At 69.0% G+C, this 24806-nt stretch carries 26 protein-coding genes and 2 tRNA genes; 23 read left to right on the plus strand and 5 right to left on the minus strand.

Translation table 11 applies throughout. From position 1 onward, the window contains the following. Positions 1-44 precede the first annotated feature (44 nt). Complete coding sequence (locus BM339_RS28245) at positions 45-1379, minus strand: flavin monoamine oxidase family protein (protein WP_021593842.1); 1335 nt, start codon at positions 1377-1379, stop codon at positions 45-47. A gap of 57 nt (positions 1380-1436) precedes the next feature. Between BM339_RS28245 and BM339_RS28250 the strand changes: the two genes are divergently transcribed. The 11 genes from BM339_RS28250 to BM339_RS28290 all read left to right on the plus strand — a co-directional run bounded on the left by BM339_RS28250 (position 1437) and on the right by BM339_RS28290 (position 11033). Then, positions 1437-2027, plus strand: a complete 591-nt coding sequence (locus BM339_RS28250; RefSeq protein ID WP_075022796.1) for a TetR/AcrR family transcriptional regulator — start codon at positions 1437-1439, stop codon at positions 2025-2027. 65 nt (positions 2028-2092) lie between these two features. Beyond that, positions 2093-2581, plus strand: coding sequence for a DUF5666 domain-containing protein (locus tag BM339_RS28255; protein WP_143118626.1), 489 nt, complete (start codon positions 2093-2095; stop codon positions 2579-2581). Between the two features lie 62 nt (positions 2582-2643). Continuing rightward, entirely contained in the window at positions 2644-3330 is a 687-nt protein-coding gene (locus tag BM339_RS28260) for a response regulator transcription factor (RefSeq protein ID WP_021593845.1), read from the plus strand. Next, positions 3327-4670 carry a sensor histidine kinase gene (locus tag BM339_RS28265; RefSeq protein WP_021593846.1) on the plus strand — a complete coding sequence of 448 codons (1344 nt, stop codon included), beginning with the start codon at positions 3327-3329 and terminating at the stop codon, positions 4668-4670. Before BM339_RS28260 ends, BM339_RS28265 begins: the two co-directional genes overlap by 4 nt. Positions 4671-4758: 88 nt before the next feature. Further along, positions 4759-5727, plus strand: coding sequence for an alpha/beta hydrolase (locus tag BM339_RS28270; RefSeq protein WP_075022798.1), 969 nt, complete (start codon positions 4759-4761; stop codon positions 5725-5727). After that, a complete protein-coding gene (locus BM339_RS28275; protein WP_177287795.1) occupies positions 5724-6575 on the plus strand; it encodes an SDR family NAD(P)-dependent oxidoreductase in 852 nt (283 codons plus the stop codon). Before BM339_RS28270 ends, BM339_RS28275 begins: the two co-directional genes overlap by 4 nt. A gap of 256 nt (positions 6576-6831) precedes the next feature. Next, positions 6832-7467, plus strand: coding sequence for an acetate uptake transporter (locus tag BM339_RS28280; RefSeq protein WP_075022800.1), 636 nt, complete (start codon positions 6832-6834; stop codon positions 7465-7467). A 17-nt stretch (positions 7468-7484) separates the two neighbouring features. Further along, complete coding sequence (locus tag BM339_RS28285) at positions 7485-8306, plus strand: alpha/beta fold hydrolase (RefSeq protein ID WP_075022801.1); 822 nt, start codon at positions 7485-7487, stop codon at positions 8304-8306. 1631 nt (positions 8307-9937) lie between these two features. Continuing rightward, positions 9938-10201: a DUF4265 domain-containing protein gene (locus BM339_RS48930; RefSeq protein ID WP_143118627.1), complete on the plus strand. Its 264-nt coding sequence runs from the start codon at positions 9938-9940 to the stop codon at positions 10199-10201. Between the two features lie 70 nt (positions 10202-10271). After that, positions 10272-10394 carry a hypothetical protein gene (locus BM339_RS51765; RefSeq protein WP_256255484.1) on the plus strand — a complete coding sequence of 41 codons (123 nt, stop codon included), beginning with the start codon at positions 10272-10274 and terminating at the stop codon, positions 10392-10394. A 213-nt stretch (positions 10395-10607) separates the two neighbouring features. Beyond that, the gene (locus BM339_RS28290; protein ID WP_075022802.1) at positions 10608-11033 is read left to right on the plus strand and encodes an HIT family protein; all 426 of its coding nucleotides are present in this window, start codon (positions 10608-10610) and stop codon (positions 11031-11033) included. Positions 11034-12610: 1577 nt separating this feature from the next. Here BM339_RS28290 and BM339_RS28295 read toward each other — a convergent pair. Together BM339_RS28295 and BM339_RS28300 are read right to left on the minus strand one after the other, a co-directional pair. Next, the gene (locus tag BM339_RS28295; protein ID WP_075022803.1) at positions 12611-13852 is read right to left on the minus strand and encodes an IS256 family transposase; all 1242 of its coding nucleotides are present in this window, start codon (positions 13850-13852) and stop codon (positions 12611-12613) included. A 779-nt stretch (positions 13853-14631) separates the two neighbouring features. Then, the gene (locus BM339_RS28300) at positions 14632-15474 is read right to left on the minus strand and encodes a GntR family transcriptional regulator (protein ID WP_075022804.1); all 843 of its coding nucleotides are present in this window, start codon (positions 15472-15474) and stop codon (positions 14632-14634) included. 203 nt (positions 15475-15677) lie between these two features. Here BM339_RS28300 and BM339_RS28305 point away from each other — a divergent pair, with 203 nt between their 5' ends. From BM339_RS28305 to BM339_RS28335, 7 genes are read left to right on the plus strand one after another with little or no spacing between them, the layout of a single operon-like run. After that, on the plus strand, positions 15678-16157 hold the full coding sequence (locus BM339_RS28305) for a hypothetical protein (protein ID WP_075022805.1): 480 nt from the start codon (positions 15678-15680) through the stop codon (positions 16155-16157). Next, the gene (locus BM339_RS28310; protein WP_075022806.1) at positions 16154-16516 is read left to right on the plus strand and encodes a hypothetical protein; all 363 of its coding nucleotides are present in this window, start codon (positions 16154-16156) and stop codon (positions 16514-16516) included. The genes BM339_RS28305 and BM339_RS28310 overlap by 4 nt, the downstream gene beginning before the upstream one ends. Continuing rightward, the gene (locus BM339_RS48935; protein ID WP_075022807.1) at positions 16513-17136 is read left to right on the plus strand and encodes an HNH endonuclease; all 624 of its coding nucleotides are present in this window, start codon (positions 16513-16515) and stop codon (positions 17134-17136) included. The genes BM339_RS28310 and BM339_RS48935 overlap by 4 nt, the downstream gene beginning before the upstream one ends. Then, positions 17133-17342 carry a hypothetical protein gene (locus tag BM339_RS28320; protein WP_075022808.1) on the plus strand — a complete coding sequence of 70 codons (210 nt, stop codon included), beginning with the start codon at positions 17133-17135 and terminating at the stop codon, positions 17340-17342. The genes BM339_RS48935 and BM339_RS28320 overlap by 4 nt, the downstream gene beginning before the upstream one ends. Then, positions 17339-17566, plus strand: a complete 228-nt coding sequence (locus tag BM339_RS28325) for a helix-turn-helix domain-containing protein (protein ID WP_256255487.1) — start codon at positions 17339-17341, stop codon at positions 17564-17566. Before BM339_RS28320 ends, BM339_RS28325 begins: the two co-directional genes overlap by 4 nt. After that, positions 17563-18072, plus strand: a complete 510-nt coding sequence (locus tag BM339_RS28330) for a helix-turn-helix domain-containing protein (RefSeq protein WP_075022809.1) — start codon at positions 17563-17565, stop codon at positions 18070-18072. Before BM339_RS28325 ends, BM339_RS28330 begins: the two co-directional genes overlap by 4 nt. Further along, positions 18072-19334: a tyrosine-type recombinase/integrase gene (locus BM339_RS28335; RefSeq protein WP_075022810.1), complete on the plus strand. Its 1263-nt coding sequence runs from the start codon at positions 18072-18074 to the stop codon at positions 19332-19334. Before BM339_RS28330 ends, BM339_RS28335 begins: the two co-directional genes overlap by 1 nt. Positions 19335-19403: 69 nt before the next feature. Here BM339_RS28335 and BM339_RS28340 read toward each other — a convergent pair. Next, positions 19404-19476 (minus strand) — tRNA-Arg (locus tag BM339_RS28340). 190 nt (positions 19477-19666) lie between these two features. Here BM339_RS28340 and BM339_RS28345 point away from each other — a divergent pair. Then, complete coding sequence (locus BM339_RS28345; RefSeq protein WP_021593853.1) at positions 19667-20095, plus strand: hypothetical protein; 429 nt, start codon at positions 19667-19669, stop codon at positions 20093-20095. 136 nt (positions 20096-20231) lie between these two features. Next, positions 20232-20323, plus strand: a tRNA-Ser gene (locus BM339_RS28350). 338 nt (positions 20324-20661) lie between these two features. Here the strand turns inward: BM339_RS28350 and BM339_RS28355 are convergent. Beyond that, on the minus strand, positions 20662-21255 hold the full coding sequence (locus tag BM339_RS28355; RefSeq protein ID WP_024934766.1) for a TetR/AcrR family transcriptional regulator: 594 nt from the start codon (positions 21253-21255) through the stop codon (positions 20662-20664). A 93-nt stretch (positions 21256-21348) separates the two neighbouring features. Here BM339_RS28355 and BM339_RS28360 point away from each other — a divergent pair, with 93 nt between their 5' ends. The 3 genes from BM339_RS28360 to BM339_RS28370 all read left to right on the plus strand — a co-directional run bounded on the left by BM339_RS28360 (position 21349) and on the right by BM339_RS28370 (position 24620). Beyond that, a complete protein-coding gene (locus BM339_RS28360; protein ID WP_075022811.1) occupies positions 21349-22206 on the plus strand; it encodes an NAD-dependent epimerase/dehydratase family protein in 858 nt (285 codons plus the stop codon). Beyond that, entirely contained in the window at positions 22206-23030 is an 825-nt protein-coding gene (locus BM339_RS28365) for an oxidoreductase (protein ID WP_075022812.1), read from the plus strand. The genes BM339_RS28360 and BM339_RS28365 overlap by 1 nt, the downstream gene beginning before the upstream one ends. Positions 23031-23540: 510 nt before the next feature. Next, a complete protein-coding gene (locus BM339_RS28370; protein WP_177287796.1) occupies positions 23541-24620 on the plus strand; it encodes a DUF3500 domain-containing protein in 1080 nt (359 codons plus the stop codon). Positions 24621-24806 lie beyond the last annotated feature (186 nt).

Below are 24806 nucleotides of genomic sequence, written 5' to 3' on the forward strand. Positions count from 1 at the left end.
AACGGCGGCCCGCAGCAACACACCCGCCGACGCTGGGAGACGGTTCACAGAGTGATCTCGTTGGCGGCGCGGTGGCCTGATTCGGCGGCGCCGTCTATGTAGCCGGCCCAGCGGGTCGCGGTTTCGGTGCCCGCCCAGTGGAGTGGGCCCACGGGACGGCGGAGTGCGGGGCCGAAGCGGGTCAGGGTTCCGGGTGTGGCGAAGGCGCCGTAGCAGCCGCGCGAGTACTCCTCCTCGGCCCAGTCCTGCTCGATGTAGGCGGCCGGCTCCTTCGCCCGCGGGCCGAAGTAGCCGGTCAGGTCGGCGATGACCTGGGCGCGGCGTTCGCTGGCGGTCAGGCGGGCGGCGATGTCGGCGTGCCGTCCCTCCAGGAAGCCGACGATCACGCCCGGCGACCCGCTCTCGGGCGTGTTGTCGAAGGTGATGCCGAACGGGCGCCGGTCGCTGGTGACCTGGCCGCTGAGGCCGTCCGCGCGCCAGAACGGCTCGTCGTAGACGACGTTGATCTTGATGACGCGGCCCATCGGCATGCGCTGGACGAGCTGGTCGCGGTCGCCGGGCAGGCCCGGGGTGTAGCGGATCCGGGCGGCGAGCGGCGGCGGGACGGCGATGATCGCGCGGCGCGCCCGGACCTCCCGCGAGGGCGTGCGGAGCGTGACGGCGTCGTCCGTCCACTCGATGCCGGTGACCGGCGAGTCCAGCACGACCCGGTCGCCCAGCTCTTCGGCGAGGGCCAGGGCGATCCGCTGCGAGCCGCCGGAGACGCGGTCCTGCTGCGCGCCCCCGGCCGTCTCGATCAGCGGGTCCAGGCCGCCGGCGGACGCCATGTAGAAGCCCGCCCACAGCGCCGACATGTCCGCCGCCTCGGCGGAGAAGACCGCCTGGGTGATCAGCCGCATGAATCCGCGGCCGTTGCTCGTGTGCAGGTTGCGGCGGAGCCACGTCTCGAACGTCTCGTCGTCCAGCCGGGCGGCGTGCCGGGCGGTCCACGGCGCGTCCGGCGGGATGCCGCGCACCATGCGGGCGATGCGCAGCTGGCCCTGCGCGATGTCGGCGAGCGCCGCGGGCGACAGGCGCGGGATGCGGCCCGCGTACTCGCGCCGGACGCGCCCGAGCTCGGCGATGTGCCGCCCGTCGTCGTAGGTCGGGTACGTCGACAGGCCGAGCTCGTCGATCAGCGCGAGCACCCGGTCCTGGCCTGGGCCGACCCACTGGCCGCCGATCTCGATGGGTTCGCCGCCGGGCAGCTCGGCGTTCAGGATCCGCCCGCCGACCCGGTCGCGGGCCTCCAGGACGACCACGTCGTGGCCGGCCCGCCGGAGGTCACGGGCGGCGACCAGCCCGGCGACCCCGGCTCCGACGATCGCGATGTCCGCCATGATCCCTCCCATACGCGGCGCATCTGACATACGCCATGTATGTGTTATACATGGCGCATGGAGGAGCGGGTCAAGAGCCGGCGGGAGCAGTACGCCGAGAGCACCCGCACGGCGCTCCTCGACACCGGGCGCCGATTCTTCGCCGAACGGGGCTTCAGCGGCGTGTCGGCGGAGGAGCTGGTCCGTGCCGCCGGCCTGACCCGCGGGGCCCTCTACCACCACTTCGCCGGCAAGCAGGGGCTGTTCGAGGCCGTCTTCGAGGATCTGGAGGCCGAGGCGGCGGACCGCGTCACCGCCGCCATGGCCCGCGAGGACGCCCCGCGTGCGCGGGCGACCGCCGGCACCCGCGCCTTCCTGGAGATCTGCTCCGACCCCGCCTACCGGGAGATCGTCCTGCTCCAGGGCCCCATCGCGCTCGGCTGGGAGCGATGGCGCGAGCTCGACCAGCGGTACCTCGGGACGATCCTCACCGGCGTCCTGGCCGCGCTCCTCGGAGACTCCGGCCCGCATCCCCTCGGCCTGACCGCCGCCGCGTTCTACGGCGCGCTGACCGAACTGGCCCTCGCCGTGGCGAGCGCGCAGGACCAGGCGCCGGCCCGGGAGCAGGCCCTGCGCCTCGTCGGCGCCATGCTGGACGGCGTTCGGTGAACTCTCAGGGTTCTCCCAGGAACGGGCGGGGACTTCTGCCAGACGCCGCCGCTTCCATGGTCAACATGAGAACCAACCGGAAGACGATCGCCGCCACGGCCGGTGCCGCCGGGCTCCTCGGGCTCGGCCTCTACCTCGCCGTCCCGGCCGCCGCCGACGACCCCTCTCCCTCGCCGAAGGCGACCACGGAATGGGGCCACCGGGGCGAGGGACGCCCCGGCTGGGGGCACCCGGGTATGGGAGGACACCCGTTCTGGCGGGCCGGGGGCATGCGCGGCGTCCACGGCGAGGCCACCGTGAAGCGCGACGGCGGCTTCCATCTGGCGACCTGGCAGCGCGGTGACATCACGTCCGTGTCCGCCACCGCGGTGACCGTCCGCAGCGAGGACGGCGTCTCGTGGACGTGGAAGGCCGACGACGAGACCCGCGTCCGGAAGGACGGCGACAAGTCCGCCATGACGGACCTGAAGAACGGCGACCAGGTCCTCGTCGCGGGCGAGCGCTCCGGCGACACCCGGACCGCCCGCTTCATCCGCGTCCCCAAACCCCGCTAGGCCCTGCCCCCGGGCGGTACCTTCGGGCAGAAGGGACGGGACGAGATGACCTGCGGGAGCCGATGAGCGAGAGCCGGCGCGTGCTCGTCGTGGACGACGAGGCCAACATCCGCGACCTCATCGAGGTCGCGCTGCGTTTCCACGGCTTCGCCACCGTCACGGCGGGCACGGGCGAGGAGGCGTTCGCGGCGGCCCGCAGGGATCGGCCCGACCTCGTCCTGCTGGACGTGATGCTGCCCGACCTGGACGGTTTCGAAGTGTGCCGGCGCCTCCGCGCGGACGGCGACCAGGTGCCGGTGATCTTCCTGACCGCGCGGGACACCCCGTCCGACACCGTCACGGGCCTCACGCTCGGCGGCGACGACTACGTCACCAAGCCGTTCTCGATCGAGGCGCTCATCGCCCGGGTGCGGGCGGTGCTGCGCCGGGCGGCCCAGCCCGCGGCGTCCCCCGAGGACGCCGTCCTGCGCGTCGGCGACCTCGAACTGGACGAGGCGCACTGGACGGTGCGCCGCGGCGGCGTCGCCGTTGACCTGTCGCCGACCGAGTTCCGGCTGCTGGCCTTCCTGATGCGGAACGCGGGCATGGTGCTCTCGCGGTCCCAGCTCCTGGAGGGCGTGTGGGGGTGGGACCACGGCAACCCGCAGGTCGTCGAGACCTACGTCAGCTACCTGCGCCGCAAGCTGGACCCGCTCGGCACCCCGCTCATCCACACCCAGCGCGGGGTGGGCTACGCGCTGCGGCCATGACGCTCAACGCCCGGCTGCTCACCGGCCTGCTCGCGGTCACCACGGCCGGGCTGGCCATCATGGGCCTGGTCAGCGCGCTGGTGCTGAACGGGTACCTGATGCACCGCGTGGACGGGGAGCTCCTGGCCTCTCGCGAGTACGCCGTGGCACGGTTGCTTCGGCCCGGCTTTCACCAGCAGGGAGTGGCCCCGGCCCAGTTCGTGGTGCTGGCCGTGGGGACGCAGGGGTCCGTCCGCGTGCTCAGCGGCGACGAGCCGTCCCCCGAAAGGGCCGTCGCGGAGGTGCAGCGGCTCGGGACGGGCGGCCTCGCCGCCCGCGCGGAGAGCGGGAAGCCGTTCTCGCTGCCCGGGCTGCGGGCGGTGGCGCGCCCGTGGCGGGGCGGCTTCGTCGTCGTGGCGTCCCCCCTCGACGACATCCACGCGGCCGTGCGCAACCTCGTCCTGTCCGAGATCGCCACGGCCGCCCTCCTGCTCGCGGCCCTGGTCGTGCTCGGCCGGTGGCTGATCCGCCGCGGCCTGCTGCCGCTGAGCCGGATGGCCGCCACCGCGAACGCGATCACCGCCGGCGGCGACCTGCGCGCCCGCATGCCGGACCCGGGGCAGCGCACCGAGACCGCCCGGCTCGCCGCCGCCATCAACGTCATGCTGGAGCGGATCGAGCAGGCGTTCTGGGCGCGCAGCCGGTCCGAGGCGCGCGTCCGCGAGTTCGCCGCCGACGCGTCCCACGAGCTGCGCACCCCGCTGACCGCCATCCAGGGTTACGCGGAGCTGTACCGGCACGGCGCCCTCGGGCCCGACGAGCTGCCCGACGCGATGCGCCGCATCGAGGAGGAGGCGAGCCGCATGAGCAGCCTGGTCACCGACCTCCTCGAACTCGCCCGGCTCGACCGCGGCGCGTCGCTGAACCCGGTCCCGACGGACCTGGTCGCCCTTGCCCGGGACGCCATGGCCGACGCGACCGCCGCGGACCCCGACCGTCCCATCGTGCTGGACGCCCCCGACACTCTCGTCGCGACCGTCGACGAGGCCCGCATCCGCCAGGTCTTCGCGAACCTGCTGGCCAACGTGCGTGCCCACACACCCCCTGGAACGTCCGCGACCATCCGCCTCGCGCCGAACCTGATCGAGGTCTCGGACGAGGGACCGGGCATGACCCCCGAGGACACCGCCCGCGCCTTCGAGCGCTTCCACCGCGCCGAGAAGGGCGGCTCCGGGCTCGGCGGGACCGGGCTCGGGCTGCCCATCGTCGCCGCCATCGCCGCCGCCCACGGGGGACACGCCGAACTGCTGTCCGCGCGATCCAAGGGGACGATCGTCCGCGTCACCCTCGGCTCCCGCTGAGCGGGACGGGACGGTGCCGGGACCCGCGGCGTCCTGCACAGTCCGAGGGGTCGGCACCCCGAACCTCACCCCGAACCGAAGGATCCGCATGGCGGGCTGGAGTCACCGGTACGCGCGCATCAACGGCCTGGACGTCCACTACGTGGAGCAGGGGGAAGGGCCGCTCGTCGTCCTCCTCCACGGGTTCCCGCACCTGTGGTTCAGCTGGCGCCACCAGATCGGGCCGATCGCCGGCGCCGGGTACCGCGTCGTGGTGCCCGACATGCGCGGAATGGGAGGCACCGGCGGCCCGGAGGACCACCGCGAGTACGACGTGGACCGGATCGTCGGCGACCTCACCGGGCTCCTCGACCACCTCGGCGAGACAAAGGCGGTGTTCAGCGGCCTGGACTTCGGGCTGTTCGCCGCCTACGACCTCGCCCACCACCACCCGGAGCGCGTCGCCGCGATCATCGGCCTGGAGAACCCGTTCTTCACTCCGAGCAAGGAGTCACCGCTGACGCTGGCGGCGCGGCAGGCCACAAGGCATTTCAACCACATCCATTACTTCAACGCTCCCGGAGTCGCCGACCGGGAGCTGGCCGCCGCACCCCGCGAGTTCCTGCGGAAGCTGTTCTACGCGCTCTCCAGCGACTACCACTATCTCGACGTCTGGCGGCAGCCGCCGGGGACGTCCTATATCGACGCGCTGCCAGAAACACCGCCGCTCCCATGGACGTGGCTGACCGAAACGGAACTGGAGTTCTACGTCGACGCTTACAGCCGCAGTGGCTTCACCGGTGGGCTCAACTGGTACCGGGCCATGGATCTGTCCTGGGAATACCGCAAGTCGTACGGGGACCGGAAGAATCCCGTCCCGTTCTACTTCATCGGCAGCGAACAGGACACCGACCTTGAGGGCTGGCACGGCCCCGATCCGCTGAGCCGGCTGGAGGACCACCATGCCGACGTCCGCGGTGTCCGGATGATCAAAGAGGCCGGCCACATGATGCAGATGGAGAAGCACGCCGAGACGACGGCGGCCATGCTCGAATTCCTCACGGGAGGCGGCCGGTGAGCCGCGTCGTCGTTGTCACCGGCGCCAGCCGCGGCGCCGGAAAGGGAATCGCGCTGGCGCTCGGCGAGACCGGCGCGACCGTCTACGTCACCGGGCGGACCCGCGCCGAGGGCGACGCCGGCCTCCCCGGCACGGTGTTCGCCACCGCCGAGGAGATCGGCCGCCGCGGCGGCACGGGCGTCCCGGTGATCTGCGACCACTCCGACGACGCGCAGGTGGAGGCGCTGTTCGCGCAGGTCGGACGCGACCACGGCCGGATCGATATCCTCGTCAACAACGCGTTCACGATCCCGGACGGCCTCGCCCGGAGGGGCCCGTTCTGGGAGAAGCCGCTGGCGCTCCAGGACATGTTCGACGTGGGCATGCGCTCGGCCTACGTGGCGAGCTACTACGCCGCCCCGCTCCTGATCCGCGGCGACGGGGGCCTCGTCGTCAACACGTCGTCCTTCGGAGGCCGCTGCTATATGCACGGCCCCGCCTATGGCGCGGGGAAGGCCGCCGTCGACAAGATGGCCCACGACATGGCCGTCGATTTCCAGCCCTACGGCGTCGCCGCCATCTCCCTCTGGATGGGGCTTCTGAAGACGGAACGGAACAGGGCCCTCTTCGAAGGCGTCCCCGACCAGTACAAGGCGTTCGCCGCGGGCGCCGAGTCCCCCGAATTCAGCGGCCGGGTCATCGACGCCCTCGCGCGCGACCCCCGGCTGATGGAGCGGACCGGGCAGGTCCTCATCGGCGCCGAGATCGGCGCGGAACTCGGGGTGGTGGACGTCGACGGCGGCACCCCCTCGTCCCACCGCGAAAACCTGGGCGACCCGCCCACCTTCAACCCGGCCGTGGTGAAGTAACGGCAACGTCTCCTGCTCGGCGGCGTCGATACCTCCACGACGCCGTCAGTGCCGGACAAAGCATCGGGCAATGGGCTTCCGCATATCCCCATTCCCTTGCCAAGCCGCCGCGTTCGATCCCCCGCGCGCCGGTTAGGGACGGCGGTTCGGGAATACCCGTGGGACGTCCGGACGCCGTCGTCCGCATTCCTTCGTCCATCCCGGCTGCCCTGGACCGAGCGAGACAAGACGACGGGACTCCAGCAAAGGAGGGACCATGACCCGCGTCGAGCAAGAGTCCACCCCCCGGACACAGCCCGCAGTGGCCGACCCCGCCCCGCTGGGGCTGGCGGCCCTCGCCCTGACCCTGTTCCTCCTGTCCGCCAAGAACGCCGGCTGGACCGACGGCACCGACGCCTGGCTCGGCTACGCCTTCGCCTACGGCGGCATCGTCCAGCTCCTGGCCGGCATGTGGGGGTTCCGCGACCGCAGCGTGTTCTGGGCCACGGCCTTCTCGTCCTACGGCGCCTTCTGGATCGGCCTCGGCCTGTACGTCGTGCTCCTCGCCGGGCAGACCAACGCCGCGCAGGAGACCAACGACCTCGCCTGGATCCTGCTCGCGTTCGCGATCTTCAACACCTACATGACGATCTGGGCGACCCAGGTCAACCAGGCCGTCCTCGCCGTGTTCGTCACCCTGGAGGCCACGCTGATCATCCTGTTCATCGGGTACTTCGCCGGCAGCGACGCCACGATCAAGATCGGCGGCTACATCGGGATCCTGACCGCCCTCTGCGCCTGGTACGCGTCCGCCGCCGGCGTCATCAACGGCATGACCGGCCGCACGTACCTCAGCGTCGGCAAGCCCCTGCTCAAAGAGATCATGCCCACCACCGGCTCCCGCCCCCGCTGACCCAAAGGAGGGAAGAGATGGGCTTCATCACCACTGACGACGGGACGAGAATCTTCTACAAGGACTGGGGCACCGGACGTCCCGTCGTCTTCAGCCACGGCTGGCCGCTCAACGCCGACGCCTGGGACGACCAGCTGAGGCTGGTCGCCGAGAACGGCTTCCGAGCGATCGCCCACGACCGGCGGGGCCACGGCCGCTCCGACCAGCCGTGGAACGGCAACGACATGGACACCTACGCCGACGACCTCGCCCGGCTCCTGGACGAGCTCGACGTACGGGACGCCGTCCTCGTCGGCCACTCCACCGGCGGCGGCGAGGTCACCCGCTACATCGGCCGGCACGGCACCGGACGGGTCGCCAAGGCCGTCCTGCTGGGTGCCGTCCCGCCGGTCATGCTGAAGAGCGACTCCAACCCGGAGGGCACGCCGATCGAGGTGTTCGACCAGATCCGGGCAGGGGTGGCCGCCGACCGATCCCAGTTCTACAAGGACCTGGCGGAGAGCTTCTACGGCTTCAACCGTCCCGGCGCGTCCCGCTCGCAGGGAGTCGTGGACGCGTTCTGGCTGATGAGCATGCAGGTGGGTCTCAAGGGCGCCTACGACTGCGTCAAGCAGTTCTCCGAAACCGACTTCACCGCCGACCTCCAGCGCATCGACGTCCCCACCTTCGTCGCCCACGGCGAGGACGACCAGATCGTCCCCATCGCCGCCGCGGGCCTGAAGACCGCGCAGATCGTCAGGGACGCCACCCTGAAGGTCTATCCCGGCGCCCCGCACGGCCTCACCGGCACCTACAAGGACGACTTCACCACCGACCTGCTCGGCTTCATCAAGTCCTAGCGAACTTGCTCGCACCGCTGCCGCCTCACCTGCCGGCGGGAGGTCCCGGACCGGCGTGTCGTGCTCGCCGGGGTGACGTCCGGGCTCGTCCCGCCGCCGGGGAGCTGGCCCCTCGGGCACAGCGGCCCAGGCCCCACGACACCGGCGGCCGCACCAGGCTTGCCGCGCTGCGCGGATTTCTGGGGCGGGTAGAGCCGGGACGGCGGCGGAGTGTGACGCCGCATGGACTGCGGCATACGACGGCGCGGCAGATCGGTCCGTCCACCACGGTGAGCCGGGGCCGGTGGATCCGTCCGGGTGCGTTGAGTTCCGTGGTGGACGCGGTCACCCGGCATAGCGTGCCCAGCTCGCTGGGTCGGGGCGGGTTGGTTCCCGGGCGGAGGGCGGACCGTTGGGACCATTGCCATGGACGGGCGCGCCCGGCCGGATCCCGCACGTCTCGGCGGCCTGCGGGCTCTGCTCGGGAACGGGCGTCGGCAGCACCCGGGGAGCACCGAGGGGTTCAGGACGATGTCGACGGAGGGCCGCTGTCCTCGTCCACCGGCGTCCAGGTGACTACGAGTGCCCCTCCCGGACATCGACTGCAATGCCCGTGGTGCAGCGTCACCGAATCGGTGGTCGAGACGCCTGCTCGCCAGACGTACGCACGCCCGGACGCTTGGGCCGCGTCAGCGGCGGGCGGTGGCGAGGAAGTGCGATCAGGGCGAAGGTTTTGGCGAGGGCCTGCGCGATGAGGAACACGGCGGCTGCGGACAGCGGGGCGTCCAGCGCCAGTAGTGCGGGCGCGCAGCCGAACAGAGCGACGTCTGGCAAGAGCCCACAGGAACGGGCCGGTCGGCAACGAATCGGTGGGGGATCACCGGCATCGAGTGATCGACCGGACGCCGCCGCGCCATCCGCAGCCCCCGGCGGCCACCGCCGCGACCGGTACCGTCCCATGCCCGCCGCCGCGGCGAGGGCGGGCAGCACGGTGGAGACCTGCAGGACGCCGATCCGGCGCGGGCGGCGTACCAACCTGCGCCAGTCGGCCCAAACCACCCCTGCCGGAGCCGTCCGCCACGCGGGCCAGGAACGGGAACGCAGCAGGCGCCCCCGCCAATGGTGATCCTCGGCGAGGCGCCGGGGACCAGGACGGCCCACGCGGCGGCGACGTGACCGGTTCGGGTGGAGGCGTCTAGCAGGGAACGGGCGGCATCCGTCCGAGCGCACCCCAGACGAGCCGAAGCAGCACCGCAGTGACGGCCGCGCACGTCGCCGCCAGGGCCGCGCCCAGGGACACCGGCGCACCGCGCGATCCCTCACCGAGATCGTCGTATCCGCAGGCGCCCGCCGGGGCTTCGGCTTCGCCCAGGTCCGCTGGGATGGCGGAGGTTTCCGCCTGTGGCAGGTCATGACCTACCTCCCCAATCCGCGCCATCGGCTCCGCAAGGGCCGCACTTCCGCAAGCGTCTCGGACGACTTCCGAGCCCGATGCCGGGACGCTCGACGTCCTTAAGGCTCACCACAAGCGCCAGATCCCCGACAATCTCAGCTCGTCCTGAAAAGGTGGCTCCCGGCGGGCGCCCGCGCATGTGGTGGCCGCGCGGCTCGGGCATGCAACGGGCACGGGCCAGCGCCGTGGGAACATTGGGATGACCGCTGACCGGGACGCTCGTGAGCACGTCAAGCTCTGGGCTTGCGCCAAGTCCAATGGGGAACCGGTCTATGAATTGGTGGCTGCAGAGCGACTGCCGGACGGGCGATACAAGATCCTCGTTACACCAGCCCTCGTGCTCGGGTGCGCCGCAGGCGACATCGTGACCTTCAACGAGGTGATGCGCGCTCAATTGCTACACCGTGGCGGCACCTGGCAGTTCAAGCGGCTCCGGTTAAGAATTCGTCCCCACGGATGTTGATCGGCTGCGCGAGGCGATGACTCCGCCGAGTGGGCTGGCAGAAGCTCCTGCCGATCTACAGTTCGTCGTTGTGACCGTTCCTGCGGCTACGGGCTTCTCGCGCATCGAGTCGATCATGAACGAATGGGCCGCCACAGCCAACGCCGAGTGGTGGTACAGGAACGACAATGGTGCGCTGTTGAACTGGTGGTAGCCGCCGCGTGGCACCCGGTCCAGCAACGGACGGATTCTGCCAAGGGTGGCGAAGCCACGACGTAGTAACGCCCGAAGGCCACCCTGGACAGGAACCGTCCGCCGCCACCCTCAACACATCGGATCGGGGAGCCCCGCACCCTTCCAGACCGGGTCGCAATGTCCCTGAGCCAGGGTACTTCCGCCGGGGACGCCCGCATGCAACTCTGCCTGAATGACTGACGAATGCCCCTTTTGCGCAATGGGCTCGGGTGAGATGGATCGCGATTTGATCGCACTGCGAACTGAGCAAGTCTTCGTCTCACTAGCCAGAAAGCAGCGACGCACCAACCCTGGACATGTTCTGGTCTGCCCAGTCGAGCACGTGACCGCTCTGTACACGGTTGAGCCGTCCCTACTTGCGGCAGTGTTCAGCGCGGTCGCCCGGATCACACGTGCGGCACCGTTGGCCTTCGGCGCCGTAGGCACCACCGTGCTCAACAACAACGACGCCCCAGACCAGGTGATCTCCCACCTACACGTGCACGTGATCCCGCGCTTCGACGGCGACAACCTGGTGATCCCTAACCCGGACAAGGCTCCAGCATCCCGAGAGCTGAGGGTCCAGCTCGCGTCACGCCTACGGCAGGCGCTGACCTGAGGCGCGACGGGGACGACAAAGGACGTCATCGGCTGCGTCGTGGTGGACCGCCGCAAGGGCGAGATCTCCTCATGGCGGCTGGACAACCTGCACGGGGTCACGGAAACTGGACGGCGCGGCGGACGCCCGCCGCCCTCCGCACCACGTTCATGGCCGAGTCGGCGCCCCCGACCAGCCGAGTGCTCGGCCATGAGGTCGTGGACCGCAACTGCCCCTGATGACGTAACAGCAGCCGTCATCACGCTGCAACGCCGGTTCGCTGGGGGCCTCGGTCTGGTTCGGGCAACACACCTTCCGGTGGTGGGCCATGGGTGCCGGGTTCTACGTGGTGGATGCTCGTTGAGGCAACGACGCCCATGCAGCTCACGGACAGGATGGCCGAGGTCTCCAGGTCAGCTGTGCCTGCCGACGTAGTCGGGTCACGTGGCATCCAGTAGTCGTAACAGCCGGGGCAGGCTGGACGTACGTCAGCGCGCGGCGGCTGAGGCCATGAGCAGCGCCCGCTTCGGAGCTTGACCTGTCCCTATGGCTCCCAAGGCGCACGCAAAAGCCCCCTCGCGGAGATCGCAAGGGGGCTTTGAGCTGGGCGCACCCGAAGGGATTCGAACCCCTAACCTTCTGATCCGTAGCAACTGGCAGGCATAATCCGACCATCGGCGTTGGCAGGTCACGTGTCCGCTGACGTCCGCCGACGTCCCCCTGCCTCCGTGGCCGTTGCTGTACTTCTCGGCTGTACTACTCCACAAACGCGCCTGCGAGTGTCGCCCCCTACCCGAGCCGCTACGGGTAGCGGACGGCCCGCTACGGGTAGCGGCTCCGCTACCCGAGCCGCTACCCGATCTACCTGGGCAGATAAGCCCATGTAGCGGGTAGCGGCAATCTTCCGTCTCCGCCCGGAACGCACTGAGTACGCCATCGGATGCCCCCTGGGCCGCTACCGCTACGCCTGGAGCCGTGAGGCGCGTCCCAGCCTCTAGGTCTAGACGTGGTGGCCTCTAGACCTAGAGGCGCCACTAGAGGCTTGCTCAGGGACTGACCGGCGCTCTAGCGGCTAGAGGCTGGTAGCCGCGCCCACGTCCGGCCGTCCGTACGTTGCCGTGTGGCGCCGTGCTCTAACCGCTCTAGAGCCCCCGCTCGGCGACTCTGGCGACGCTGTGGACGTGCGGGACACCAAACGGGCCTGCATAGGATCCGGAGGGGTAGCCGTACCAGCCGTACCAGCCTCGTTTTCCGTGGTCAACCATGGTACGGCTTGGGCGGCTGGTACGGGTCAAGCCGTACCACCCGGCACCCCTCTGGTACGGCTTGAGCCGTACCAGCGTTCAAGCCGTACCGCTATCTACCTGCATAAATGAGGCTGGTACGGCTGGTACGGCTACCCCTCCCGGGGGACGACGACCGGGCGGTCCCGCACGCTCCCCTCTTGAGTGCCGTACTTAGGCCAGTGGCGGCACGGTTGGTGACGGCTAGGGACAGGCAGCACCCAAGAGGGGGAGGGGGAGCCGTCCCAGCCGTCCCCGGTCACGTCCAGCGGAGTGGTGTATGAGTTGGCCTCCGCGTGATCCTGTTTCTGCAGGTTAAGCGGTGAGTTCCTGGTTGTCGATCTTGGGGTCGGGTGTGGTTCCGTCGATGACGCGCAGGCGGGCTTTGGCGAGGAATTCCAGGCCCATGTAGCGGCGGGCCTCGGTCCATTCGTCGGTTTGCTCCATCAGGACGGCGCCGACCAGGCGGACGATCGCGGCCCGGTCGGGGAAGATCCCGACCACGTCGGTGCGCCGGCGGATCTCCTTGTTCAGCCGTTCCTGGGGATTGTTCGACCAGATCTGCCGCCAGATCTGTCGAGGGAACGCGGTGAAGGCCAGCAGATCGGGTTCGGCCTGGTCCAGGTGCTCGGCGGCATCGGGATGCTTGGCCTCCAGCGATGCGACGACGCGGGCGTGCTGGGCGTGGACTTCTTCGGCGGCGGGCTGGTCGAAGATGGTGCGTACCAGCGTCGCCACCCACGGCTGCGCCGACTTGGGTACCCTGGTCAGCAAGTTGCGCAGGTAATGCGTCCGGCACCGCTGCCAGCCCGCCCCGGGCAAAGTGGATCCGATCGCCTCGACCAGGCCGGCGTGGGCGTCGGAGGTCACCAGCTGGACGCCGGTCAGGCCGCGGGCGACCAGGCCGCGCAGGAACGCCAGCCACCCGGCGCCGTCCTCGGCCGAGGTGACCTCGACCCCGAGGATCTCGCGGTGCCCGTCGGCGTTGACGCCGGTGGCCACCAGCACGTGCACGTTCACGATCCGGCCGCCCTCACGCACCTTCTGGGTCAGGGCATCGACCCACACGAACGCATACGGTCCGCCCTCCAACGGCCGGTTGCGGAACGCGGCCACCTGGGCGTCCAGCACCTTCGACATCTGCGACACCTGGCTCTTGGAGATGCCCTTGATCCCCATCTGCTCCACCAGCTTGTCCACCCGCCGCGTCGACACACCCAGCAGATAGGACGTGGCCACCACGCTGACCAGGGCCTGCTCGGCCCGGCGCCGCCGCTCCAGCAGCCACTCAGGGAAGTAGGACCCGCTGCGCAGTTTCGGGATCGCCAACTCCACGGTGCCGGCGCGGGTGTCCCAGTCCCGGGACCGGTAGCCGTTGCGGCGGTTGACCCGCCCGTCCGAGCGAGCCCCGTAGTCGGCGCCGCAGACCGCGTCGGCCTCCGCGCTCATGAGCGCCTCGGCCATCGTCTTGACCATCGACCGCAGCAGATCCGGCTCACACGCCCCGATCTGCTCGGCAATCCACTCGGCAGGGTCCACACTGTTGTCCGCGGCCATCGCGTTGTCTCCTTCTTCTTGATCATCCATCTCGAAGGATCTACGCGGTGGCCGTCTCACGTCACGACGCCACGCTCTTCACCTGCGGAAACTCGTACACCACCTCCGTGGACGCAACCCCGTCCCCGTGCAGGTCATCCCCGGGACGGCTTGAACCACTGGGACGGCTTGAGCCGTCCCAACTGCCTGGCTGGGACGGCTCAAGCCGTCCCGCATCTTCAAGCCGTCCCGCGCTGACCTGCGACAATGATGCTGGGACGGCTGGGACGGCTACCCCTCGCCCCACCCGGTCCACGCCACAGAGAGTCACACTCGCCTTTGCGGGCGGTCGACACGTACCGTGACCGGTTCCCCTGCCAATCCGGCCGCTGGGGACAGAGGACACGGTGACAGAAGCCGACACAAGTCTTTCTGTCGGCTTCTGTCCCCCTGTCCCTGTGTCCCTGCCCTGGAATTCGAGGGCATTGCGGTCACTGCCTGCAACCCTCAAAGCTGTCACTGTGTGTGACGCACAGCCGCCCCGCGCCACCGAGTTGGAGGCCGACCGACGCGCGGACCGGCCGCTAGGTCTAGCGCCCCGCTCCGCTAGACCTAGCGGCCCGGCTAGCGCCCTATGTCGGACATCACCAGCGGACTAGCGCCTAGCAGGCTCTACCTGCACACACGCTGATACCGCCCGGAACGGGGCTCTCCGGCCCCCCGTCGCCGACCGCTAGACAGCGTGAGGCCGGACGTCCCCGCAGAGACGTCCGGCCTCACACAGCGTCGCGGAGTGCGGGTCAGTCGATGTGTTCCCACCCGCTATCCATGGTCGGCGCCTTCCCTTCTGATTTCTCCCCCGTTGACGGTGCGTCCGGCTGCTCCGGAATGTCCATCAGGTAATGGAGTTCGTAGCGGTCACCAGGGAATACGATGTCCGCCGTTTCCACGGGAATGTCTCCCGCCCAGAACGTTTGCTTGATGCGCACGACCGGCACGCCTTGCGGAACTTGAAGCGTGGCCGCTTCCTGCGGCTCCGGCATGCGGATGTTGAGAATCTCATCTACACGGGTGACTGTGAAGCCGATTGCATCGAATCGTGGAACGATTCCACGATTCGCGTAAGGCCCCTTGTGGGGAAGTTCGATAGGGGTACCGCCCGTGATGCGGATCGGTTCCCATGCGAACGAGCTGGAAACAGGCTGTCCGCCCATTTTGATGAGGTAGGCGGTTTCGGTGACCAGGTCCCCCTCATCGATGCTGAGACGCTCGGCGACTTCCACAGAAGCGGGTACCTTGCGCGTTTTGTGCTGCACATCGAGGTCACGCCCGGCACGTTCCGCCTCGATGACGTAAGTGGGACGGTCGTGAGGCCGGAAGTACCGATGTGGGGCGATTCGAACCAGAGGCTTGACCTCCCGGACGAACGTCCCCTTGCCCTTGACCCCGTAGACCAGACCCTCATTCCGGAGGGCGGTCAGCGCGGCCCGTGCCGTGATGGTGGAGACCCCCCACCGCTCACAGATCACGCGCTCACTGGGGAGCTTGTCGCCGGCGGCGAGATCCCCCGCCTTGATCTGCTGCCGGTAGTGGTCGGCGATGGCGACGTACGCCGGTTCGTACGGCGATGAGTCACTCCGCATAGCTAGCTCACCTTCCCTGAGCTGGGCGGACGCGGTCACTTGTCAGTGTAACAACCTCGCATGTTGACATACGAAGTCTCAACCTCGTATGTTCACATACAAGGTTGCTGGCGAACGTCACCGGACGTCAGCGAACACAAGAAAAAGCCCTGACAGGCTGCCACCTGCCAGGGCCGGAGCATCGAGTGCTTGGAGGCTCAACGATGCAGCTCAACGGTACCCCGAGCCTGGTAAAGCCGTCCCGGGCCGCTTACCTCGAATCCGCCCGCGCCGCGGTCGCCGCTGGCGACTGGGCCGCCCTGCCGGTACTGCCGGAGGTCCTGACCACCCCCGAGCCGTGCAAGGGCTGTGGGGGGAAGGGTTTCGAGCCGATCGGCGGCCAGCTGGTGCTGTGCCGGTCGTGCATGTACCTCGCCGACACCCACCCGGGGTTCGACCTGCCCCGCCGCAGTCGGCCGAACGTCGGCGCGATGCTGGCCACGTTCGCCCCCGGCGGGCGGCCGGTGGAGGTCTGGCGACTGTGCGACGCGTGCACCATCGACCAGTTCGCCCCGCCGCCGTGGCTGCCGCATCGCGAACTGCCCGCGCTGCGTGCGGCCCTGCCGTGGCAGCCGGACTGCACCGTATGTGGTGACCTCGGCTGGACCCCGGCCACCACCCAGGGCACGGAGGTCACCCGATGACCGCGCTCGGCACGTCGCTTATGGAGCCTGCGAACGCGCTGTCCAGCCTTCCCGCTGTCGCCGGGCCGGTCTGGTTCGAGACGACCGGCCGCCCGTTCGTGCTGCCGATGCAGGTTCCCGTCTCGTCCGCGCTGATGGTCGCCGCCCTGTACCGGGAAGGCGGCTGCGTCAGTCCAGACGACCTGGCCACCGCCGAGGACGTGTGCGGCCAGATCGCAGTCACGCTGACCAACGACGGGATGGTCACGATCGAACGGGTCGCCGAAGACATCGAGTGCGGCCGGATCGAAAACCCGGACTGGTTGGCGTTCTGCCGCCGCCGCGTCGCCGAGGTCACCTCGGACGGGAGTGTCCGATGAGCACCCCGAACCGGCCGAACTCCACCAAGCGTCGCACGCTCAAGCGCAGGCTTGCCAAGCGGGACGGCGCGCAGTGCTTCTACTGCGCGCACCCGTTCGGCGACCTCGCCGAAGCCACCCTTGACCACCTGATCCCGTTCTCGATTCTGCCGACGTGGAACGCCGCCGCGCTCGTGCTGGCCTGCGAGCCCTGCAACCACGCCAAGGGGTGCCGTCTGCCGCAGACCCTCATGCGCCCGTCCGGCTACGGTCCCGGACTCGTCCCCGCCGCCACGAAGTGGACCGTCCGCCGCGCGGTCCGCTGGACCGTCCGGACCGTGGCCGACACCGCGTCATGGTCCGTCTCGTGGACCGTGTCGTCCGTGCTGGCGCTGTCGCTGTCGGACGGTCCGGCGACTCTGCCCGAGGGCTACCGCCGGACCGTCCCCGCCGCCCCGCACGTCGCCCCCGCCGTGCCCGAGGTTATCGAGTGCGGACGGTGCCGCCGGACCTGCCGCCGTGACCGGCTCGCACACCAGCCCGCCCGATGGCTGATCGCCCGCCCGCCGGTCCGCGCCGCCTACTGCTGGCGATGCGCAGCGGCCATCGCCGATGAACTGCTGTTGGAGGTATCGCCGTGAGCACGCTCGCACGCGTGGCGCTGCTGTGCCTACTGGCGCTGCTGGCCGCGTTCCCCGTCCCGATGCTGACCGTGTCTGGCACCTGTGCCGCGCTGGTCATGCTGGCCGCTGGACGCCGCGCCGTCCGGGAGTTGCGCGGCCGGTGGTGGCTAGTGACGGTCCAACGTCCCCCGCTGGCCACCGCGGTAGGGACGGTGGCGCCATGACGCACCCGGACGCCACCACGCTCGCCGACGCGCCGCCGGCAATGCGGCTCTACCGCGTCCATGAGGCCATGGCGCTCCTGTCGGTATCGCGCACCACGCTCTACGCACTCATGGACTCCGGCGCCCTGCGATCGGTGACCGTGGGCCGCGCCCGCCGCATCCCCGGAACCGCCATCGCCGACTACATCGCCCACCTGGAGACGGAAGCGAGCAACCTCGCATGACCGCCGACAACCCGACCGAATCGCAGGAGTTCCCGCGCGAATGGTGGCTCACCCTCGCCGACCTCTGCGAACTGCTGAGCGTCGCACCCGCCCTGTGGGAGAGCTGGCAGACCGCCGGAACCGCGCCCGCCCACACCGCTGGCCCAGACGGGGTCACCCGTGTACACCGCGCCGACCTGGCCGCATGGCTCGACCGCAAGCGGACGCTCAGCGGCTCGCAGTGGCTCACCATCGAGGAGGCCCGCGAACTGATCCGCACCCGCACCCGACCGAACATCGCGCCCGCCAACCCTGACGAGTGGCTCACCGTCCCGGACATCTGCGCCGAGATCGACGCCACCCCGGAGGAGTGGCAGGCATGGCGGATTCTGGGGAACACCCCTCCTCACGCCGTACTCGACGGCACCGCGCGGGTTCGCCGTGGTGACCTCGACGCGTGGCTAGACGCTCTCCCTACGGCCAGTCTCTTCGACGTCATCGACCCGGACGAAGGGGAGGGGAGTTAATGGCCAGACGCGCGAACGGGGAAGGGTCGATATTCCCCTACCGGAACGGCTACGCCGCTTACGCATGGGTCACCACGCCCAGCGGGGAACGCCGTAAGAAATGGGTCTACGGGAAGACCCGCGAAATCGTGCATGAGAAGTACATCAAGCTTCTCAACGAAGCCAAGCAGCGACCTATCGCTACCAGCATGCCGACCGTTGAGCAGTACCTCACATACTGGCTCAAAGACGTGATTGAACCGAATCGGGAACCGAACACCTATTCACACTATGAGCTGATGTCCCGGCTCCACATCATCCCCGGACTGGGGAGAAAGCGGCTCGACCGGCTTACCGTCCGGGACGTTCAGAAGTGGCTGAACGGCGTTCCGAGCGCCTGCCAGTGCTGCGCACAGGGCAAGGACGCGCGGCGGCCGAGCAAGCGGCAACGGTGCTGCGCGGTCGGGCAGTGCTGCCAGGACTACCCGAGTCGCCGAACCATCACCGCAGCGCGTAACACGCTCCGGGCCGCGCTCAACCACGCGCGCACAGAGGAGATTCTCTCCCGCAACGTCGCAGCGCTGGCCAAGGTCCCAACCGCGCGGAAGCGGACACGCAAGGCGTCCACCTGGACCGTAGAGGAGGCGCGCCGGTTCCTCGAATACGCCAGGGAAACCGATGACCCGCTGTATGCCGCGTGGGTTCTCATCCTCGTCATGGGGATGCGCAAGGGCGAGGTGTTCGGCCTGCGCTGGGCAGACATCGACTTCACCGCGGAAGAGCTGTCCATCGGGTGGCAGCTACAGCGCGTCGGCGCCCGTCTGATCCACAAGGAGCGCACCAAGACGGACGGCTCTACCGACGTGCTTCCCCTCCCGTCCCCGTGCACGTCGGCACTCCGCATCCGGGAACGCCAGCTGGCAGAGGCGCGCAAGGCCGCTGGCGACGACTGGCAGGCAAGCGGACTCGTCTTTACCACCCGGACCGGCCGTCCGATCGAACCCCGCAACGTCAACCGCGCGTTTGAGTCCCGCTGCGCCGCTGCCGGCGTCCGAGCGATCCGGGTACACGACACGCGGCACACGTGCGGCAAGCTGCTGGCCGCGCTCGACGTCCACCCGCGCGTGGCAATGCAGATCCTCCGGCACAGCCGGATCAGCATCACCATGGAGATCTACACGGAGGTTCCCTCAGAGGACACCAGAGCCGCGCTCAAGAGGCTCGGAGACCACCTCCGGCGCCCGGATGACCAGGGCGGGGAAGGGACATCACCGGCCGCGTAGCTGTACTTCGCTGCTGTACCCGTTAGCAACGAGGCACCTTGCATGATCGCAAAGTGCCTCTGAGCTGGGCGCACCCGAAGGGATTCGAACCCCTAACCTTCTGATCCGTAGTCAGATGCTCTATCCGTTGAGCTACGGGTGCCTGCCGGAGCTAACTGTACCGGCTCCCTGGACCTGTGGGCGAATCGGTTGTCGGACGCGAGGGCCCGGCACAGGTGTGACTTGAGTCACGGAACCCTTTGTGGCGAAGGTACGCCAAAGGTGTGATTGAGACGGGTGTGACCTGGGAGTCTTGATCCCGTTCAAGCCCAACCCCCTGAAGGAGAAACCCCATGCGCATTTCCGCCACCAAGCTGGTCGGCGTCCTCGCCGTCGGCGGCCTGATGCTCGGTTCGACGGGCTGTGGCGCGATCGACACCATCGCCGGCGGGAAGAAGAAGACCGCCTGCAAGAACATCGAGACGGAGCTGCGCAGCTTCTCGACCAGCGGCATGTCGATGTCGTCCCCCAGCGGCGCTTCGGCGACCGCGCAGAAGTTCTCTGACACGGCCTCCAAGGTGCGGTCTGAGGGGCAGAGCGCGGGCGGGGACGTCGAGACGGCCGCGACCGCGTTCGCCGGCGACCTCGACGAGACCGCGTCGCTTCTGCGGAGCCTGCAGTCCGGCTCGACGAGCCCGCGCCAGCCCGACCTCTCGAGCATGCGGCAGCACGGGAACGACCTGGCCGAGGCCTGCGGGTTCACCGGCTTCCGCCTGGGCTGACGTTCGGCGCACCGCTCCCGCGGCCCCGGGAGCGCACGCGCTCGAAGGCGTTTCCGACTATCCTGACGAGCACGCAGGTCACGCTTTGCCGGTTGGCTCGCCGAACCGGTAGCCTGTCCTGAGCCTGATGGCTGCTGGAGGATTCGCCTAGTCCGGTCTATGGCGCCGCACTGCTAATGCGGTTTGGGTGCAAGCCCATCCGGGGTTCAAATCCCCGATCCTCCGCCACTCTGAGCAGGGACTTCGTCCAAGATCTCAATCTGGACGAGGTCCCTGTTGCTTTTGTTGGCTTTGGATGGCACCTGGTGAGCACGAGATGTCGTGGAGGCGCTACCGAGCCAGGTCAGAGCCCCGAAGTGGATCATCGGAATGCCTACGCCGCGTGTTCGGTTCGGCTCTTGCGCCGGTCCGCCGGGCGGCCGACTCGGCTGGCACGTCGTCGGCCGACGTGCGTGGGACGACCGCGACGCCTCAGCAGCGGCCCTCGACACTGGGCACGTCCAGGGCGGATGTGCGGATGTCGGTCTGTTGATCACTCGACCGGCAGGGCAGGAGGGAGTCGGGCGTCAGGTGTAGGCGGCGACAAGATCGGGGAGTAGCCGCTGGGCGCGGGTGGGGCCCCCTTTGATTCGACCGTCGAGTGTGAGGGTGACCAGGCCGTGGAGTTGGGCCCAGAACAGGTCGGTGACCGTGTCCTGATCCCTGCCCGGTGCGCGGGTGCCGGCGGCAGCGGCGAGCAGGTGGAAGCAGTCGAGCGCGCTCTTGGGCGTGTTCGGTTCTCCGAAGGGGACGCCGCCCAGTCCGTGCATCAGCCGGTACAGATACGGCTCGGCCATCGCGAACGCCCAATACTCCTCGGCGGTCGCCAGCAGCATGTCCGTCTTGTTCCGACACTGGGCCCGGCCGAGTCGTTCGGCCAGTTCGGCGAAACCGGTGTCCACAACGGCGACCAGCAGGTCGTGCTTGTTCGAGAAGTACTGGTAGACCACCGGAGCGGCGTAGCCGACCCGGCTCGCGACCGCCCGCACCGTGACGGCGTCATAGCCGCCGTGTTCGGTTGCCAGCGCCCGGGCGGCGTCCAGCAAGCGGCGCCGGAGGCGCTCGCGTGCCTGTGCGCGCTCGTCGCTGGGCCCCTTGATTCGTCCATCCGACCCTGGCACTGAGCATCCCTCGGTTTTCTAACAACGGTAGACAAGCCTAGCCGAGCACGGCTACGGTCGATTTCTAACAACGTTAGAAATCAAGGGGGCTTCATGCTGGTCTTAGTCACGGGAGCCACGGGCACCATCGGCAGTGCGGTCGTGCGGGCACTGCGGCGGCGCGGGCACGATGTCATCGGCGTCGTCCGAGCGAACACGGGACTGCCGGACGGGGTCGCCTCCATCACGGCCGATCTGTTCGAGCCCGAAGCGCTGGCCGATGTGCTGCCACGGGTGGACGCGTTCGTGCACGCCGCCTCGAGCAACGATGAACGTGCCGGTGGTCTCGACCACGGCGTGGTCGAGACCACCCTGCGGGCCTTCGCCGGCACCGACAAACCTCTGCTGTACACCAGCGGGCTGTGGCTGCACGGCAACACCGGGACCGAGCCCGCCACCGAGGACTCACCGTTCAACCCGCCAATGGTCGTGTCGTGGCGCCCCGACGTAGAACGGATACTCGCCGAGGCCGCACCGCGAGTGCGCACGGTCCGCATTCGGCCGGCTCTGGTCTACGGCGACGCGCGCGGCTATGTCCCGGTCCTGCTCACCCCGCAGCAGCAGGACGGCACCAGCGTCGTTCGCCATCTCGGTGACGGCGGTAACCGATGGGCCACCGTGCACGCCGACGATCTCGGCGACCTGTACGCGCTAGCGGTCGAGTCCGCGCCGCCTGGGTCCGTCTACCTTGGCACCGCTGGGGATTCCGTCACTGTCGCCGATGCCGCCAGGGCCGTCGCCGAGCGCGTCGGCGCCACGGTCGCCCCATGGGACCCGGACGACGCCCGGCGGCATTGGGGCGTCATGGTCGACGCCTTCATGCTCGACCAGGCCGCCAGCAACGCCAAAGCCAGCGGCGAGCTCGGCTGGAAACCGCACCGGGCCGGCCTCATCGACGAACTCGGCGCCTGATGCCGACGCCCAAGATCTGGTTCCTCACCGGGGCTTCCCGTGGCCTGGGCCGCGCGTTCGCTGAGGCGGCGCTCAGCCGCGGGGATCGGGTCGCCGCAACCGCACGCCGAACCGACAGCCTGTCCGACCTGGCGGCGCGGTTCGGCGATGCGGTCCTGCCGATTCGGCTGGACGTGACCGACCGCGCGGACTGCTTCGCCGCGGTACGGCACGCGCACGAAATATTCGGGCGCCTCGACGTCGTGGTCAACAACGCCGGCTACGGCCTGTCCGGCGCTGTCGAGGAGGTCACCGAAACCGAGGCCCGCGCCCAACTGGATACCAACCTCTTCGGTGCTCTGTGGGTCACCCAGGCGGCGGTCCCGATCCTGCGTTCGCAGCGCACCGGTCACCTCGTGCAGATCTCCAGCCTCGGCGGGGTGGCCGCACTGCCTCTGCTCGGGCTCTACCACGCCTCCAAATGGGGACTGGAAGGCTTCACCGAATCGCTCGCCCAGGAAGTCGCTCCGTTCGGGGTCAAAGTGACCATCGTCGAGCCTTCAGCGTTCCGAACCGACTGGTGGGGCGACTCGATGAACAAGGCCACTTCAAACCCCGCCTACGACCGCGCCCGAGATGACCTGCACGCGATCACCGGCGAACCGGCCGGCGACCCCCAACGGGCAGCGACCGCACTACTTTCCATCGTGGACTCACCGGAACCGCCGCTGCGAGTGCTGTTCGGCGTCCAAGCCTACGACGTCGCCACGGCGACGTACCGCCGCCGCTTGACTACTTGGGCCGAATGGGAGACGACCTCCCGCAGAGCCGACTCCGCAAACTGACACATCCGCTCATGCCGCCGACCGCGGGCTCAATCCGACCGCGATGATCCGGAGCAGTTGCCCGACTGCCCGGTCGGCATCTTGGATGTTGGGAGACAACGAGGCCGTATGACCGAGAATTGGCGGCTCATCCTCCAGGCGGCCCGATCTGCGCGACCTACAGATCGCCGCACGCCATGCAGACCCGAGCACCACCATGCGCTACGACCGGGCCCGCAACAACCTCGACCGCCACCCAACTACATCCTCGCCGCCTACATGGCGTCCGGCACTTGAAACGAGGGCAGCAGACCGGAACGCGCTGGTCTGCCGATGAGCGGATGGGCGGCTGTAGGGCGGTTCGGGCACGTTTGCACCGCGGCAACAGGAAAGGTTCAGGCCTGCGCCGCCAGGATGGTCCGCATGCAATGATGTTCGAGTCTGGCATTCGTTGCACACATTTACCCGTCCCGGGCCGACGCAAAGCGCTGAACCGGGGGTGCGCAGGCCTTGAGATCGGAGATGGACGCAGTGGACGAACTGCCGCGGACTGCTCCTGAGACCGCGCGTGCGATGGCCGAAGCCGCAGCCGCCTTCCTTGCGGCGCTGACCGAGGTGCAGCGGGACAGGGTCGGATTCGACTTCGCCGATGAGGCTCAGCGGCGTGATTGGTCGTTTCTGCCCGCCAGGCAACGCGACGGCTTGCCGATCGGCGCGCTCGACGAGGCGCAACGCAAGCTGGCGCACGAGTTGATCGTGTCCGGTACCAGCATGCCGGGCTACGCCAAGGTCGTCTCTGTGATCGCCATGGAGCATGTGCTCCGTGCGCTGACCGCTGTGAAACGTCCGGCCAGCGCAGACCTGTTCGACCCGGGGCGGTACTGCTTCAAGGTGTTCGGCCGCCCCGGTGACACCGGCGCGTGGGGCTGGCAACTCGCCGGGCACCATGTTTCGCTCAACTTCACTGTGGTGGACGGACGTTATGTGTCTCCCACCCCCTGCTTGCTCGGCTCGCAGCCGGCCGCCTTCGGCACACTCGCTCCGCTCGCCGATGACGAAGAAGCCGGCTACCGCTTCGTCAATTCCCTCGACCCCGCGCAACGTGCCTCCGCGATCATCCACCATCGACCGCCGCCGGATCTGGCGACCCGCATCACACCCAAGATCGGCCACCTCGAGCGGCCGGACCCGATGTTCGCGCCCGAACCCGACTACGTGCTCAGCGAGGCCGAGCGCGACATCCTCAGCTACGTGCGCGACGACCCCAGGGGACTACCCGGGAGCGCGCTGCGCGAGCACCAACTCAGCGCCCTGTTCGCCGTCGTCGAAGCGTTCGCCGGGCGGCTGCCATCGGACGTCGCGGCAGCGCAACTCCGCAACATCGAGCACGCCGGCCTGCAGAACCTGGTGTTCGCCTGGGCCGGCGGCACATCACCCGGAGACCGGCACTACTTCCGTATCCAGGGACCGGTCCTGCTGATCGAACACGACAACTCTCAAGACAACGGTGCCCATATCCACTCGGTCTGGCGCAACCCCGCCGACGACTTCGGCGACGACATCTTGGCCGAGCACTACCGTCAGCACCACATGACCCCTAAGAACCGGTAATACCGTTCAGACGCCGACCGTCCCAGGCAAGTCCCTCTCCGTGGGGGTGTGGGCATCGCTGTCATGCAGGTCAGCGTGCCGGTGGGAGCGCTGAGGACGGAAGAGCCGGATCGCGACCACGTGGCCAACGATCCGGCTGAGTCCCGTCAGAGTCGAAGCGTCAACGCACTCTTCTGCCGCTGAGAG

Origin of the sequence: Actinomadura madurae (assembly GCF_900115095.1) — a bacterium.
Taxonomy (GTDB): Bacteria; Actinomycetota; Actinomycetes; order Streptosporangiales; family Streptosporangiaceae; genus Spirillospora; species Spirillospora madurae.